The following is a 15,113-nucleotide window of genomic DNA, read 5'->3' on the forward strand; positions in this document are numbered from 1 at the left end:
AAACATTGACACCGGCGGGGGTGCAACCCTAGCTAACAACCCCTTGAAACGGGTGGTTTGCCTGAGCCATCCCCCAGAGCGCAGGGACGTTGCCGCGAGCCATGAGCGACACACCAGTTCAGGACAGTCCGGCGCCGGCCGGGCTCACTCCCGCAGATCTCGAGCAGGCGCAGCGGCGCGAGATCGACACGCCCAGCAGCCAGGTGATGCGCTTCGGTCCGGCCGACGCGCTGCCGCTCGATGCCGGCGTCACGCTGGCGCCGTGGCAGATCGCCTATGAGACCTATGGCACTCTCAACGCCGACCGGTCGAACGCGATCCTGATCTGTCACGCCCTGACCGGCGACCAGTATGTCGCCTCGACCAACCCGGTCACCCGCAAGCCCGGCTGGTGGACCATGCTGGTCGGTCCGGGCAAGCCCGTCGATACGGACCGGTACTTCGTCATCTGCGCCAACGTGCTGGGCGGCTGCATGGGAACCACGGGTCCCGCCTCGACCAATCCGGAAACCGGAGCGCCCTATGCGCTGTCCATGCCGGTGGTCACCATCCGCGACATGGTCCGGGCCCAGGCACGGCTGGTCGAGCATCTCGGCATCGAGACGCTGTTTGCGGTGGTCGGCGGGTCCATGGGCGGCATGCAGGTGCTGCAATGGGCCTCGCTCTATCCGGAGAAGGTCTTCGCTGCGGTCCCGATCGCCACGGGTGCGCGGCATTCGTCCCAGAACATCGCCTTCCACGAGGTGGGGCGACAGGCGGTCATGGCCGATCCGGACTGGCTCGGGGGCAACTACATCGCGGCCGGCCGGCGCCCCAGCAAGGGCCTGTCCGTCGCGCGCATGGCGGCGCACATCACCTACATGTCCGATACCTCGCTGCACCGCAAGTTCGGGCGCAACCTGCAGGACCGCGAGGCACCGACCTTCGGCTTCGATGCGGATTTCCAGATCGAGAGCTATCTGCGCCACCAGGGTCTCACCTTCGTCGACCGGTTCGATGCCAATTCCTATCTCTACGTGACCCGGGCGATGGACTACTTCGATCTGGCTGCCGAGCACGGTGGCTCGCTGGCGCGCGCCTTCCTGCGCACCAGCACGCGCTTCTGCGTCATTTCCTTCACCACGGACTGGCTGTTCCCGACATCCGAGAGCAAGGCGGTGGTGCGCGCGCTCAATGCGGCGGCAGCCAACGTGTCCTTCGTCGAGGTTCACAGCGACCGGGGGCACGATGCCTTCCTGCTCGATGAACCGGAGATGTTCCGCACGGTCCGCGGTTTCCTGACCGGTGCCGCCCATGCCCGCGGCATTCCCGCCCCCGGAGGAGCGGCCTGATGACCCTGTCCCTCACCCCTGCCACCGGGACCGCCATTCGCGGCGACCATCTTGTGGTCTGCGACCTCGTGCCCGCCGGCGCCCGCGTCCTGGACGTGGGCTGCGAGGACGGCGCGCTGTTGCAACTCCTGACCGAACGCCGCCAGATCGACGGACGCGGCATGGAACTGTCCCAGAGCGGGGTCAACAAGGCCGTGGCCCGCGGGTTGTCGGTGGTCCAGGGCGATGCCGACACGGATCTTGCCGACTATCCGGACCATGCCTTCGATGTGGTCATCCTCAGCCAGACGCTGCAGGCGACGCGCGATCCCAAGGGCGTGCTGGAACAGCTTCTGCGCATCGGCGGCCAGGTGATCGTGTCGATCCCGAATTTCGCCCACTGGCGCAACCGCATGCAGCTGCTTTGGCGTGGCCGCATGCCGGTGACGAAGTACCTGCCCTACCAGTGGTACGACACGCCCAACATCCACTTCTGCTCGATCCGCGACTTTGTCGCGCTGGTCGAGGACATGGACGCGACGGTGGTGAAGGCGGTTGCCCTGAGCGGGCGCGGCGACCGGATCGGCTTCTCGGCTCCCTGGTGGCTGTGGAACCTGATCGGCGAGCAGGCGGTGTTCCTGCTCAAGCGCTGACGGACGGCTGCCGCCGTCGGCGGGCCGTGTGGCGGTGGCGGCGGCTCGATCCGGGACTGGCCGGTTTCATGCCCGCCGCCATGCCTTCCGGAATGAACACCGGGCGCAGCACGCGGAACACGCTCTTGCCGCTTTCGCTGTGAACGCCCCGGTGCACCCGCTTTTCGGCCTCGATCACGAGGATGCCCGCGAAGGCGGGCCACAGCGCCCGGCCGATGTTCTCCCAGGTCCGGGCCCCGCGCAGGATGAAGCGCGACCGGCTCGGCGGCAGGTAGAGCGCCTCCTCCTTGGACAGCACGTCGAACTGGCAGGACTTCAGCAGCGACTGGATCTGTCCCTTGGAATAGGGACGGCCATAGCCGAAGGGCGAGGTTTCCGACTGGGACCAGAGGCCGCTGCGGTTCGGAACGATGACGATCAGCTTGCCGCCGGGCGCGAGCACGCGCCAGGCCTCGCGGAGCATGGCGGCCGGATCGCCGGTGAAATCAAGCGCGTGCACGATGATCGCCCGGTCGAACACCGCATCGGAAAAGGGCAGGTCGGTCTCGCTGACCAGCACCGCGCCATTGGCGCGCTCGCGTGGCCAGTGAACGCAGCCCTGCGGCGCCGGCATGGCGGCGATGCAGCGGGTGGCCTCGTCCATGTAGGGACGCAGGAACGGGCCGGCATAGCCGAGGCCGAGCAGCGATTCGCCCCGCGCGCTGGGCCAGAGCGCACGGATGCGCGCGCCGACGAGGCTGCGCAGCAGGCGGCCAAGCGGCAGGTCGTAAAAGGTTCTGAGGTCGCCGACGTCGAGATACATGGCCCATCCGCTTCAGGTCGCGGCGATTGAACCTTGCCTTGCCCCCCAACGCAAGCCGTCATCCCGTCCAGCGGGTGCTTGCTCCCGTGCCGCCGTCCTGCCACTCTCCGGCCAGCCGACGCGACAGGGAGCCTTGCATGACACGTCTGGTCAGACGGCAGTTCATCTGCCTTACGGACAACTACGGCGTTCTTCTCAAGGACGAGGCGAGCCATACGGTCATCGCCATCGATGTGCCGGACGCCGCGCATTACCTGCAGGAGCTGCGCGAGACGGGCTGGCTGCTGACCCATGTCCTGATCACCCACCACCACTGGGACCATGTCCAGGGTCTCGGGGCGCTGAAGGAGGCAACCGGCGCCCGGGTCATCGGGCCGGCACTCTCGCGCGACAAGATCCCGGATCTGGACGACGTGGTGGAGGACGGTGACCAGCTCGACCTGGGTGGCGTGCGCGTCACGGCCCTCGCCACGCCGGGGCATACGCTCGACCAGATCTCGTGGCACTTCCCGGATGCCGGTGTTGCCCATACCGGCGACACGCTGTTCTCGCTGGGCTGCGGCCGCGTGTTCGAGGGGGACATGGCGATGATGTGGGCCTCGCTGGCCAAGCTGCTGCAGGCGCTGCCGGACCACACGATCCTGCACTGCGGGCATGAATACACCCAGTCCAATGCCCGGTTTGCCCTCTCTGTCGATCCCCGCAACGAGGCCCTGCGGCGCCGGGCGCAGGAGGTGGACCGGCTGCGGGAGGAACATCTTCCCACGCTCCCGACCACCATGGCCCAGGAAAAGGCGACCAATCCGTTCCTGCGGGCGGCCACCGCCGACATGGCGGCGGTTCTCGGCATGACCGGTGCGACGCCGGCCGAAGTCTTCGCCCGGTTGCGGGCCGCCAAGGACAGGTTCTGACCCATGCATCTCACGGATCTTTCGCTCAATGACATCATCGCGCGTCTCGGCATGCAGCCGCATCCCGAGGGGGGTTATTACGTCGAGGCCTTCCGCGACACCCAGACCGACGAGGCGGGACGCCCGGCCTCGACGTCGATCTATTTCCTGTTGCCGGAAGGGGTCGTGTCCCGCTGGCACCGCATCGATGCGGTCGAGGTCTGGCACTGGTACGGCGGCGCGCCGCTGGAGCTGTTCATCAGCGAGACCGGGCAGGCGACGCAGCGCGTCACGCTCGGCGACGACCTTGTGGCCGGACAGCAGCCGCAGGCCATCGTGCCCCGCCATGCCTGGCAGCAGGCCCAGAGCCTTGGCGACTACACGCTCGTGGGCTGCACCGTCGCGCCGGGCTTCCTGTTCGATACCTTCGAGATGGCGCCAGACGGCTGGCAGCCTTCGGCCAAGTGACGAGCCTGGATGCTCGTCCCGGCTCGGCGCTGCGCTTGGCCGGATGACGCTGGTTAGGTCGAGGGTCACCAAACAAAAGGGCCGCCCGGTGAACGGGCGGCCCTCAGACTGATGACAAACTTCGGAGTTTCGTCAGTTTGCCGTCATTCCGGACAAGGTGAGCGTTCAGCGAACCGCAGATCCGGAATCCAGCATGTCTGTGCGAGCGCAAGCGAGCGCAAAACCACGTCACCTCGATACGACTTGCGACCGGCTGGTGTGTCGCGCTTCGCGCGGCTGATATCTGGATCCCGGCTCGGCGCTTCGCTGACGCTCAGCTGGGCCGGGATGACTGTGAGCAGGTTTGTCAGCAGTCTGAAGGCCGCCCGGTGAACGGGCGGCCCTTTGCATTTCTGGTGCTGCAAGGAGCGGTAATCAGGCGCCCTTGGCCGAAGCGCGCTCGGCGCGCTTGCGGTCATGCGGATCGAGCAGCGCCTTGCGCAGGCGAATGTTCTTCGGGGTCACTTCCACCAGCTCGTCGTCGGCGATGTAGGACAGCGCCGCTTCCAGCGACAGGCGGATCGGGGTCGTCAGCTTGACGGCGTCGTCCTTGCCGGCAGCGCGGATGTTGGTCAGCTGCTTGCCCTTGAGCACGTTCACTTCAAGGTCGTTGCCACGGGTGTGCTCGCCGATGATCATGCCCTGGTACACCTTGACGCCCGGGTCGATCATCATCGGGCCACGGTCTTCCAGGTTGAACAGGGCGTAGGCCACGGCCTCACCGTCCCCGTTGGAGATCAGGACGCCGGTGTGACGGGTCGGGATGTCGCCCTTGTAGGGCGCATATTCGTGGAACACGCGGTTGAAGATCGCGGTGCCGCGGGTGTCGGACAGGAGTTCGCCCTGGTAGCCGATGAGGCCGCGGGTCGGAGCCAGGAACTGCAGGCGGGTGCGGCCGCCGCCGGACGGGCGCATCTCGCGCAGCTCGGCCTTGCGCTCGGACAGCTTCTGCACCACGACGCCCGAGTGCTCCTCGTCCACGTCGATCGTCACTTCCTCGATCGGCTCAAGACGGGTGCCGGCCTCGTCGAACTTGTAGACCACGCGCGGGCGGCCGACGCACAGCTCGAAGCCTTCACGGCGCATGTTCTCGATCAGGATGGCCAGCTGCAGTTCGCCGCGACCCGAGACGACGAAGGCATCGCCCTCGGGCGTGTCCTCGATCTTCAGGGCGACGTTGCCTTCGGCCTCGTCCATCAGGCGCTTGCGGATGACGCGCGACTGGACCTTGTCGCCCTCGGTGCCGGCCAGGGGGCCGTCGTTGACGAAGAACGTCATCGACAGGGTCGGCGGGTCGATCGGCTGGGCCGTCAGCGGCGTGTTGACATCCATGGCGCAGAGCGTGTCGGCCACGGTTGCTTCCTGCAGGCCGGCGATGGCGACGATGTCACCTGCCTCGCCCTTCTCGATCGGCTGGCGCTCGAGACCGCGGAAGGCCAGCACCTTCGAGATGCGGCCGGATTCAACCACGCGGCCATCGCGCGACAGCGCCTTGATCGGCATGTTCGGCACGGCCTCGCCGGCCACGATGCGACCGGTCAGGATGCGACCCAGGAACGGGTTGCTCTCGATGGTGGTCGCCAGCATGCGGAAGGAGCCTTCCTCGGCGCTCGGCGCCGGGACATGGCTGATGATGAGGTCGAACAGCGGAGCCATGGACTCGGCCGGCCCGGTCGGGTCGGTCGCCATCCATTCCTGCTTGGCCGAGCCGTAGACAACGGGGAAGTCCAGCTGCTCCTCGTTCGCGTCCAGGGCGGCGAACAGGTCGAACACCTCGTCCAGCACCTCTTCGGCGCGCTGTTCCGGCTTGTCGATCTTGTTGATCGCCACGATCGGCTTCAGGCCGAGCTTGAGTGCCTTGCCGAGCACGAACTTGGTCTGCGGCATCGGACCTTCGGCGGCGTCAACGAGCAGGACCACACCGTCGACCATGTGAAGGATGCGCTCCACCTCGCCGCCGAAGTCGGCGTGGCCCGGGGTGTCCACGATGTTGATGCGGGTGTCGTTCCAGACCAGCGAGGTGACCTTCGCCAGGATGGTGATGCCGCGCTCGCGCTCCAGGTCGTTGGAGTCCATCATGCGCTCTTCCGTGCGCTGGTTCTCGCGGAACGAGCCCGACTTCTTGAGCAGAACGTCGATCAGGGTGGTCTTGCCATGGTCGACGTGGGCGATGATGGCGATGTTGCGCAGCTTCATTAATGGCTCCAAAAGACACTGCGGGCGCCGTGGCCCGCAGTCCCGTGTCTTTGCATCGTGGCGTCCGGCCCGGTTCGGGCAGGACGAAAAGTCGCGCCCTGTATAGTGCGGACGGCCGATTTGTGCAACGCGGCAGCTGCAGTTGACGCGAGGTGGAAGCCGGAGTAGTTAATAAGGAATCCTTATTATCTAGGTTCCTTATGAGTTCCGCCGATCCCGAGCTTTCCCGTCCCGCCTCCCCGGTGCCGCTGTCCCCGCAGGCCGAAGCTGCCCCCGGGCCGATGCCGACTCCGGCGCCGACGCTGGGCTGGCTGATCACCGACGTCTCGCGCCTGCTGCGGCGCCGCTTCGATGCCGCGCTCGAGCGTGTCGACACGGGGCTGACCCCGGCCGAGGCCCGCGCCCTCAACCTGATCCGGCGGATGCCGGGCCGGCGCCAGGGCGTGCTGGCCGAGCTGATGGGCGTCGAACCGATGACGCTGGTGGGGCATCTGGACCGGCTGGAGCGCAGCGGACTGATCCGCCGGGTCGTGGATCCCTGTGACCGCCGCGCGCGCATCATCGAGCTGACGGCAGAGGCCGATGTCGTGATGCAGCGCATCGACGAGGGCCTGGCCCTTGTCCGGGCCGAGCTGACCGCCGGCCTCACCCCTGCCGAGGAGAGCCAGCTGCAGCAGCTGCTCCTGACCCTGAAAGCCAACCTGTGCGATGCCGACCAGCGGACCGGAGCCGCCGGCGCGCCTGCCGGATCGAACGCCGATGCGTGACCAGCCCGAACCCCTGATGACCGAGCGGCGGACCGCCGCGCTCGGGGCTGCCCTTGTCGCCATCGGTCCGGTGACCATGGCACTCTACACGCCCGCAATGCCGGTCCTCGCCGACGCCTTCGAGACGTCGCGCGCGATGATCAAGCTCACGCTGACGGCCTATTTCGCCGGCTTTGCCCTGACGCAGCTTGTCTGCGGTCCGTTGACCGACGCCTTCGGGCGGCGGCCCGTGACACTGGCCTTCCTCGTGATCTATCTCGCCTCCACCGTTCTGGCGACGCTGGCGCCGACGGTCGAATGGATGATCGTCGCCCGCACCCTGCAGGGCGTCGGGGCGGCTGTCGGCATTTCGGTCTCGCGCGCCATCGTGCGCGACCAGTTCACCGGCCAGACCTCCGCCCGCATCATGAATGCCATCGGCACCATGCTGGCCATCGGTCCGGCAGTCTCGCCGACAATCGGCGGCCTGACGCTGGAGTACCTCGGCTGGCGGCCGATCTTCTGGTTCATGATCGTCTACGGTGTCCTGCTGATGCTGGCGGTCTCTGCGCTGATGGCGGAAACCAACCGCTACATCGACCGCGCCAACCTGCGGGTCGGGCGGCTGCTGCGCAACTACGCGACGCTGCTCGCCGATCCGCGTTTCCTGCGGCCGAGCCTGCTGGTCGGCTTCGGCATCGGCTCGATCTACACCCTGGCCACGATCCTGCCCTTCGTGCTCATTGACCGGATCGGCCTGTCGCCGAGCCAGTTCGGTGTCGGCATGATGGTTCAGTCCGGCTGCTTCATTTCCGGCACGGTGATCACCGGCTGGCTGCTGCGGCGCCTCGATGCCGACCGCCTGATCCCGGCCGGGCTCGTGGGCCTGACCGCCTCTGCGGTGGCGATGATCGGTGCACATCAGCTGCTGGAGCCGTCGTTTCTCGGCGTGATGCTGCCGGTCGGCCTGTTCGCCTTCTCGCTGGCCACGCTGTTGCCGGCGGCCATGACGGCGGCCCTGCAGGGCTTTCCGCAGATGGCCGGCGCTGCCGCCTCGATGACCGGGTTCCTGCAGTTCGGGTCCGGCATCGTGGGCAGTCTGGTCGCTGCGGCACTGGGCGATCCCTATCTGGCGCTCCTGATCGTTGCTCCCGGAATGCCGCTGCTGGCGGTCGGCTGCTATCTGGCGCTGACACCGCTGGTGCGACCCTCGCGGGGATAAGGCGGCGGTCCATGTCGCCTGGCCTCCGCCCGGCGTCGCGCCGAGGCTTGACCTGGACGCGCGGACACGCGATGACGCCCGCCTGTTCATTGCTGCCGCCGGGCGGGCCTGCTGCCCTGTCCGCCGGCCTTGTGGAAACGCCTCTGAGATGGTGCCGACCCCCTACACCCTGCCCCTGCCGGTGTCCGCCGGAGGCCGGCCGCATGTCATGGGCATCCTGAACGTGACGCCGGATTCCTTTTCCGACGGTGGCCGTCACGCGGCGGCCGACGCGGCGCTGGCGCATGCGCAGGCCATGGTCGCGGAAGGGGCGGACATCCTCGACATCGGCGCCGAGAGCACCCGTCCGGGTGCCCTGGCCGTGCCGGAGGCCGAGGAATGGGCCCGGCTCGAGCCGGTCCTGTCGGCAGTGATCGCGCTCGGCGTGCCCGTTTCCATCGACACCTACAAGGCGTCAATCGCCGCCCGCGCCTGCGCCCTCGGCGCCGCCCTCGTCAATGATGTCTGGGGGCTGCAGAAGGATCCGGCGATGGCGGACGCGGTCGCGGCCGCCGGCGTGCCGGTGGTGATGATGCACAATCGGCGCGAGGCGGATGCGGGCATCGACATCCTGTCCGACATCGACCGCTTCTTCGAGCGCTCCATGACCCTTGCCGAACGGGCAGGCATTCCCCGCTCCCGGCAGATCCTTGATCCGGGCTTCGGCTTCGGCAAGACGATGGACCAGAACTACCAGATCCTGAACCGGCTCGAGACGCTGGCCAAGCACGGCCTGCCGATCCTGGCGGGCGCCTCGCGCAAGCGCATGATCGGCGCTGTCCTCGACGTGCCGACGGACGAGCGCCTGTTCGGCTCGCTGGCGGTGCATCTCCTGGCGGCCGCCAAGGGGGCCGCGATCCTGCGCGTGCATGACGTGCGCCCGCATGTGCAGGCCATGGCCATCCTGGCGGCCACACGCGCCGAGCATGTCCCCGTTGCGCCGGAAGGAGCCCGCCCTTGACCCGCACCTCCCCGGTCCCCTCGTCCGGCGGAGCGCTGCCGCACCGGGCCGCCCTCGGTCTCGGGTCGAACATGGGTGATCCGAAGCAGAACCTCGCGGTGGCCGTCGCCCGGCTCGATGCCTTGCCGGGCCTGCGCGTCGTCGACGTCTCGCCGGCCTATCGCACGCCGCCGTGGGGGCCGGTGCCGCAGGACGACTATCGCAACATCTGTCTGGTGGTGGAGACATCGCTGTCGCCGGTCGAGCTGCTGCGGGCCTGCCTGGCGGTCGAGAAGGACATGGGCCGGGTCCGCGATGTGCGCTGGGGGCCCCGGCTCATCGACATCGACGTGCTGCTCTATGACCGGGTCCGGCTGGATCATCCCGAACTGACACTGCCGCATCCGCGCATGGCCGAACGGGCCTTTGTCCTGGTGCCGCTGGCCGACATCTGGCCGGAGGCCGTGATCACGGACGGACTGAGCGTGGCCGCCGCACGTGCGGCGTGTCCCGGTACGGACGAGGTTGTCCGCCTGACAGACTGATCCCGCTGGAGACGACAGGACGCCCGGCCTGGCCGGGCGTCCCGAAGGGTCTGGATGGGCCACACTCCCGCGACTGCGGCCGTTCTGCCCGGGTGAGCCGACCGGCTGCGCCCATCCGCTTGCCGGGTTCAGGAAGCCGGTTCGGGTGCCCGGTTCAGGTGCTCGGTTCAGGTGCCCGGTTCAGGGGGCCGGGTTCGGCAGTTCGCCGCGCAGCCACTGCTGCCACTGGCGCTTGGTGCCGAAGAAGACGTTGCGGTCGACATCGCCCTTGATGCCCGGCACGGTGCCTTCGGCGGTGTACTGCCAGAACACCCAGTCGTTGCGCTTGTAGTACATGTGCATCGGGTGACGGGCGACCGAGCGGATCCAGAAGTCATGCGCCGTGAAGTGGCCGACGAGGATCTCGCGATGGAAGTCGACGGTCGTGTAGATGATCGGGCGCTTGCCGTAGTGCCGCTGCAGCGTGTCGAGGAACAGCGTCATGTCGGCGATGATCTTGCCGCGCGGCGGACGGGCCCGGCAGCTCGATTCACCGTTCCACTCCATGTCCAGGACCGGCGGCAGCGCGGTCGGGTCCACGGGGACGTTCTGGATGAACCAGGCGATCTGGTCCTCGACCGGCCGGCAGAAGAAGTAGAAGTGATAGGCACCGCGGGGCACGCCGGCGGCCTTGGCACCGTTCCAGTTCTCGATGAACTTCGGATCGAGGTGGTCGCCGCCTTCGGTCGCCTTGAGGAAGGCGAACTCGGTGCCGGCCTTGCGCACCTTGTGCCAGTCGATGTCGCCCTGCCAGCGGGAGACGTCAATGCCGTGGATCGGGAAATCCTCGGGGATCGGATCGCGATCCTCGTAGGAAGCACAGGCACCAAGCGAGAAGGTCAGCAGGAAGATGGCCAAACGACGCCACAACGCGAACACGGGAACTCCACGGGTTAACGAATTGCAAAAGCTGACGTTCAAAATGCGGGAAATTCCCTAACGGACCGTAGAGAAATCATGGCCGGAATGGGGCATTTGCCTCCTCGACGGAACATGTCGCGCCGGATTTTCCCTGCCTCGGCGGGTTGAATTTGCACTAGGCGTCCACGCCCCCGGCGCTTATGAAGAAGGCCCTTGCCTGTCTCTTCTCCGGACTGCCCGCCATGACCGACCGCCTGACGATTGCCACCTGGAACATCAACTCGGTCCGGTTGCGGATGCCGATCGTCGAGCGTCTCCTGCGCGATCATGGTCCCGACGTCCTCTGCCTGCAGGAGACCAAGTGTCCGGACGCGAACTTCCCGGAAGGGGCCTTCCGCAAGCTGGGCTACGAGCATGTCGCCATCAACGGCCAGAAGGGCTACCACGGCGTTGCCGTGGTCTCACGACGGCCGCTGGCGGAGGTCGAGCGGCGGGGATTCTGCGACAAGGGCGATGCGCGGCACATTGCCGTGTCGGTCCCCTTCGGCGGGACCAGCCTGCGCCTGCACAATTTCTATGTCCCCGCCGGGGGCGACGAGCCGGACCGGGAGATCAACGAGAAGTTTGGCCACAAGCTCGACTTCATGGGCGAGATGCGGAGCTGGCTTGCGGGCGAGGAGGCGCGGCGTCCGGCGGTGGTCGTCGGCGACCTGAACGTGGCGCCGTTCGAGCATGATGTCTGGTCGCACAAGGCGCTGCTGAAGGTCGTCTCGCACACGCCCGTGGAGACCGAGCTGTTCGAGGAGATCCGCCGCGCCGGCAACTGGATCGACGCCATGCGCGAGGTCGTTCCGCCGACGGACAAGCTCTACACCTGGTGGAGCTACCGCGCCAAGGACTGGGACGCGGCCGACAAGGGGCGGCGTCTCGATCATGTCTGGCTGTCGCAGCCCCTGGCCGGCACGCTGCGCTCGGTCGCCGTGCTGCGCGAGGCGCGGGGCTGGGAGAAGCCCTCGGATCACGTCCCGGTCATGACGGTGCTCGAGGGCTGAGGGATCACGGCTTCACGATGATCTTGCCGCGGACCTTGCGGTCCGCGATCTCCTGGATCGCCTCGGCTGTCCGCTCCATCGGGTAGACCGCGTGGACGTGCGGCTTCAGCTTGCCCTGCCGCACCCAGTCGAGGATCTGCGCCATGTTGGCCCAGTGCCCTTCCGGATCGCGGATGATCGCCTCGCCCCAGAACACGCCGCGGATGTCGCAGCCCTTCAGCATGACGAGGTTGAGCGGGATCTTCGGGATCTGCCCGGCAGCGAAGCCGACCACGAGATAGCGGCCTTCCCACGCGGTGGCGCGCAGGGCCTGCTCCGCCAGATCGCCCCCCACCGGATCGTAGACGACATCCACGCCCATGCCGGAGGTCAGGGCCTTCAGGCGGTCCTTCAGCGGCTCGGTCTCGTAGTTGATGGTCTCGACCGCCCCGAGGCTGCGCGCAAAGGCAAGCTTGTCCTGCGAGGAGGCACAGGCGATGACCCGCGCGCCCATGATCGTGGCAATCTCGACGGCAGCCTGGCCGACGCCGCCGGAGGCGCCGAGGACGGCAACCGTCTCGCCCTCCTGCAGCCCGGCCCGGTCGCGGAAGGCATGCAGCGTGGTGCCATAGGTCACCGACAGCCCGGCGGCGGCCTCGAACGAGATGTCGTCCGGCATGGGAACCAGATCGTCCTCGACGGCAATGACCGCCTCGCGCGCGGCGCCGAAGCGGATGTAGCCGATCACCTTGTCACCGGGCCGGAACCGTTCGACGTCCTCGCCGATGGTCTCGACAATCCCGGAAAACTCGGCGCCCGGCGAGAAGGGAAGTTCGGGCCGGATCTGGTAACGCCCTTCGATGATGAGCGTGTCGAAGAAATTCAGCGCGAAGGCCTTGACCCGGACCTTGACCTCTCCGGGTCCCGGAGCCGGCTCGTCCAGTGTTTCGAGCGTCAGCCCGCTGGCTGGACCCAGAGTGCGGCACAGAACTGCTTTCACGATCATTCCCCCCGACGGAATTCCCGACCACGCAGGTCCATTGCGTATCATGACAATGTCGCTGCGGAAAGATTCCGCGCTGCGAAAGATGCGGCCCCGCCGGGTTGAATGCGACGGTCGGCTGGGGCAAACAGGCGCCCTGGTCTGGCGCGACGGGACACGTCGCCAACGGTTTCGACAGGAAGGCAGTCTGGCAATGCGCGGGTATTTCGGAGTGGGGGCGGAAGGTCTGTCGAAGCGGATGAACCTGGGCAGTCTGATGCGCTCGGCTCACGCCTTCGGAGCCAGCTTCTTCTTCACGGTGGATGCGGGGCCGGCCATCCGCCGCGCGCCGCGCTCGGACACGTCCAACAGCCCGGACCATCTGCCGGTCTTTGCCTGGGATACGGTCGAGACGATGAACCTGCCATCCAGGTGCCAGCTTGTCGGCGTCGAGCTGACGGATGACGCCATCGACCTGCCCAGCTTCATGCACCCGCTGCGGGCAGCCTACGTGCTGGGGCCGGAACGGGGCTCCCTGTCCTCCTCGATGCTGGCCCGCTGCGATCACATCATCCGGATCCCGACGAAGTTCTGCATCAACGTGGCGACGGCCGGGGCGATCGTTCTCTATGACCGGCACCGGGCGCTGGGCCGCTACGCCGACCGTCCGGTCACGGCCGGCGGGCCGAAGCAGGAGCGGGCGAGCCATGCGCATGGCGGACCGATCTTCAGGACGGGCCGGCAGGTGCCGGGGTGGGAAAAGGCAGAGGCCGGAACCGTCCCGGGCGAGACGGAGGACTGAGGCGGCGGCTCAGTCCAGATCGATGGCCGCATCCGCTTCCAGGACCTGACGCAGCCGGGCAAAGGCGAGGCGGATGCGTGACTTGACGGTGCCGAGCGGCAGTCCGGTCTTCTCGGCAATCTCGCTGTGGGAAAGCCCGAGAAAAAACGCCTGGCGCACGACGTCGCGCTGGTTTTCGGGCAGCTGCGCGATCGCGGCGCGGACACGCTCTTCACGAAGAGTTGTATCCATCATCCCGTCGATGTCGTCCGGCGCTGACGGCTGCAGCGACGGATCTTCGGGGTCGAGGTCGGCCGACTTCAGCCGGCGCAGCGCGTCGATCCGCCGGTTGCGGGCGATGCGGAACAACCAGGTGCTGGCCGACGCCTTGGAGGAATCGAACAGGCCCGCCTTGCGCCAGAGGATCACCATGACCTCCTGCGCAATTTCCTCCGCAGATGCGGCGTCGCTGCCCTGCTGCATCAGGTAGCCCTTGATGCGCGGGGCAAAATGGTCGAACAGCTCGGCAAATGCGGACTGGTCCTGAGACTGCGCAACCCGTTCGATCAGACTTGAAAAATACTGCGCCTGAACCACCGCAGACTTAACTCCCGGACCACAGGTCTAGCTGACCCTGGCTCTCGATATAACGTGTTTTTCCGTCACACTCTCGCCTGATTTATGCAGCCAGCGTGCTCGCATTGGGAGCCGATAATACCGCCTGCGACGCTTCGCGCCATCGGTGAAATTGGCTTTCAACCCTTTCGTAACCGTCTTCAAGGTAGCCTTAAGGGACTGTTTATAAGGCTCCAGAAGCTTAAGTAAAAACGTAGCGATAGACGCGCAAGGAAACGGTGTGGAGATGATGCAAGCACGTACACTGGTTACCGCCGGCCTATTTCTGGCTCTGTCCGGTGCTGCAGCCTTCGCCCAGGCCCCAACGCCTCTGGGTGAACCGACAAGGGATTGGGCAGCGTTCACGCATTCCAGCGGGGGCGGCAAGGTCTGCTTCGCGCTGACCCGGCCCAAGGTCATGGCACCAAGCGACCGCAATCACGGAGAGGTGTTCTTCTTCGTGTCGACCCGCAAGGCCGAAGGCGTCGCCAACGAGCCGAGCTTCCAGGTCGGGTATCCGCTGAAGGAAGGCACCCCGGCCGTGGTCGACGTCGACGGCAAGACCTTCAACATGTTCACCAAGGGCGACGGCGCCTGGGTTGAAAACGCAGCAACCGAGCAGCAGCTGATTGCCGCGATGCGGGCTGGCAGGAAGATGGTGATCAAGGCCCAGTCGGCCCGCGGCACCGGCACCAGCTACGAATTCTCGCTGGCAGGCGTTTCGGCAGCGATCGACATGGCAGCTCGCGGCTGTCGCTGATTGCGGGACTGGCGGGCCCTTCGGGGCCCGCGCGGCCCCGGAAGACCCCCAGAGTGGCCCGGTGAGGCCGCCTGACGCCGCGTCGAGAGTTGATTTCAGCGGCATTTTGTGGTTTCTCCCCATGCAGGCCGTGGCTCCGCAAGGACGCCGCGCTCTTTTTGTTTGAGGCGCGGACTGCCTGTTGCAGGATGGCC

16 protein-coding genes are annotated in these 15,113 nt (G+C 67.0%); 11 read left to right on the forward strand and 5 right to left on the reverse strand.

Annotation, left to right across the window (positions count from 1 at the left end; genetic code table 11):
• Nucleotides 1-101 precede the first annotated feature (101 nt).
• Nucleotides 102-1,331 (forward strand): homoserine O-acetyltransferase MetX, encoded by a 1,230-nt coding sequence (gene metX, locus GWI72_RS18755; RefSeq protein WP_161677820.1) that lies wholly within the window; start codon nt 102-104, stop codon nt 1,329-1,331.
• Nucleotides 1,331-1,963: a methionine biosynthesis protein MetW gene (metW, locus tag GWI72_RS18760; RefSeq protein WP_161709629.1), complete on the forward strand. Its 633-nt coding sequence runs from the start codon at nt 1,331-1,333 to the stop codon at nt 1,961-1,963. The genes metX and metW overlap by 1 nt, the downstream gene beginning before the upstream one ends.
• On the opposite strand, the gene GWI72_RS18765 is transcribed toward metW, so the two are convergent.
• A complete protein-coding gene (locus tag GWI72_RS18765) occupies nt 1,953-2,765 on the reverse strand; it encodes a class I SAM-dependent methyltransferase (protein ID WP_161709630.1) in 813 nt (270 codons plus the stop codon). The genes metW and GWI72_RS18765 overlap by 11 nt on opposite strands.
• Nucleotides 2,766-2,902: 137 nt before the next feature.
• Between GWI72_RS18765 and gloB the strand changes: the two genes are divergently transcribed.
• A complete protein-coding gene (gene gloB / locus GWI72_RS18770; protein ID WP_161709631.1) occupies nt 2,903-3,676 on the forward strand; it encodes a hydroxyacylglutathione hydrolase in 774 nt (257 codons plus the stop codon).
• A 3-nt stretch (nt 3,677-3,679) separates the two neighbouring features.
• The gene (locus GWI72_RS18775; protein WP_161709632.1) at nt 3,680-4,123 is read left to right on the forward strand and encodes a cupin domain-containing protein; all 444 of its coding nucleotides are present in this window, start codon (nt 3,680-3,682) and stop codon (nt 4,121-4,123) included.
• Between the two features lie 414 nt (nt 4,124-4,537).
• On the opposite strand, the gene typA is transcribed toward GWI72_RS18775, so the two are convergent.
• On the reverse strand, nt 4,538-6,358 hold the full coding sequence (gene typA / locus GWI72_RS18780; protein WP_161677825.1) for a translational GTPase TypA: 1,821 nt from the start codon (nt 6,356-6,358) through the stop codon (nt 4,538-4,540).
• Nucleotides 6,359-6,639: 281 nt separating this feature from the next.
• Here typA and GWI72_RS18785 point away from each other — a divergent pair, with 281 nt between their 5' ends.
• From GWI72_RS18785 to folK, 4 genes are all read left to right on the forward strand, one after another.
• Nucleotides 6,640-7,125 carry a MarR family winged helix-turn-helix transcriptional regulator gene (locus tag GWI72_RS18785; protein ID WP_161709633.1) on the forward strand — a complete coding sequence of 162 codons (486 nt, stop codon included), beginning with the start codon at nt 6,640-6,642 and terminating at the stop codon, nt 7,123-7,125.
• Nucleotides 7,118-8,326, forward strand: a complete 1,209-nt coding sequence (locus GWI72_RS18790) for a multidrug effflux MFS transporter (protein ID WP_161709634.1) — start codon at nt 7,118-7,120, stop codon at nt 8,324-8,326. Before GWI72_RS18785 ends, GWI72_RS18790 begins: the two co-directional genes overlap by 8 nt.
• A 148-nt stretch (nt 8,327-8,474) precedes the next feature.
• Nucleotides 8,475-9,326 carry a dihydropteroate synthase gene (gene folP / locus GWI72_RS18795; RefSeq protein ID WP_209000187.1) on the forward strand — a complete coding sequence of 284 codons (852 nt, stop codon included), beginning with the start codon at nt 8,475-8,477 and terminating at the stop codon, nt 9,324-9,326.
• Entirely contained in the window at nt 9,323-9,850 is a 528-nt protein-coding gene (gene folK, locus GWI72_RS18800; RefSeq protein WP_244314428.1) for a 2-amino-4-hydroxy-6-hydroxymethyldihydropteridine diphosphokinase, read from the forward strand. Before folP ends, folK begins: the two co-directional genes overlap by 4 nt.
• Nucleotides 9,851-10,030: 180 nt before the next feature.
• Here folK and GWI72_RS18805 read toward each other — a convergent pair whose 3' ends face one another.
• Nucleotides 10,031-10,768, reverse strand: coding sequence for a GH25 family lysozyme (locus tag GWI72_RS18805; RefSeq protein ID WP_161677828.1), 738 nt, complete (start codon nt 10,766-10,768; stop codon nt 10,031-10,033).
• 224 nt (nt 10,769-10,992) lie between these two features.
• Here GWI72_RS18805 and xth point away from each other — a divergent pair, with 224 nt between their 5' ends.
• Nucleotides 10,993-11,802 carry an exodeoxyribonuclease III gene (gene xth, locus GWI72_RS18810; RefSeq protein WP_161677829.1) on the forward strand — a complete coding sequence of 270 codons (810 nt, stop codon included), beginning with the start codon at nt 10,993-10,995 and terminating at the stop codon, nt 11,800-11,802.
• Between the two features lie 4 nt (nt 11,803-11,806).
• Here the strand turns inward: xth and GWI72_RS18815 are convergent, their stop codons facing one another.
• Nucleotides 11,807-12,781 (reverse strand): zinc-binding dehydrogenase, encoded by a 975-nt coding sequence (locus GWI72_RS18815; protein ID WP_161709635.1) that lies wholly within the window; start codon nt 12,779-12,781, stop codon nt 11,807-11,809.
• A gap of 196 nt (nt 12,782-12,977) precedes the next feature.
• On the opposite strand from GWI72_RS18815, the gene GWI72_RS18820 reads away from it, so the two are divergent.
• Complete coding sequence (locus tag GWI72_RS18820) at nt 12,978-13,565, forward strand: RNA methyltransferase (protein WP_161677831.1); 588 nt, start codon at nt 12,978-12,980, stop codon at nt 13,563-13,565.
• A 9-nt stretch (nt 13,566-13,574) separates the two neighbouring features.
• Here the strand turns inward: GWI72_RS18820 and GWI72_RS18825 are convergent, their stop codons facing one another.
• Complete coding sequence (locus GWI72_RS18825; protein ID WP_161677832.1) at nt 13,575-14,141, reverse strand: sigma-70 family RNA polymerase sigma factor; 567 nt, start codon at nt 14,139-14,141, stop codon at nt 13,575-13,577.
• A 265-nt stretch (nt 14,142-14,406) separates the two neighbouring features.
• On the opposite strand from GWI72_RS18825, the gene GWI72_RS18830 reads away from it, so the two are divergent.
• The gene (locus GWI72_RS18830) at nt 14,407-14,919 is read left to right on the forward strand and encodes an invasion associated locus B family protein (protein WP_161677941.1); all 513 of its coding nucleotides are present in this window, start codon (nt 14,407-14,409) and stop codon (nt 14,917-14,919) included.
• The last annotated feature ends 194 nt before the right edge of the window (nt 14,920-15,113 follow it).

The sequence above is a fragment of the Pannonibacter sp. XCT-53 genome, from assembly GCF_009915765.1.
GTDB lineage: Bacteria > Pseudomonadota > Alphaproteobacteria > Rhizobiales > Stappiaceae > Pannonibacter > Pannonibacter tanglangensis.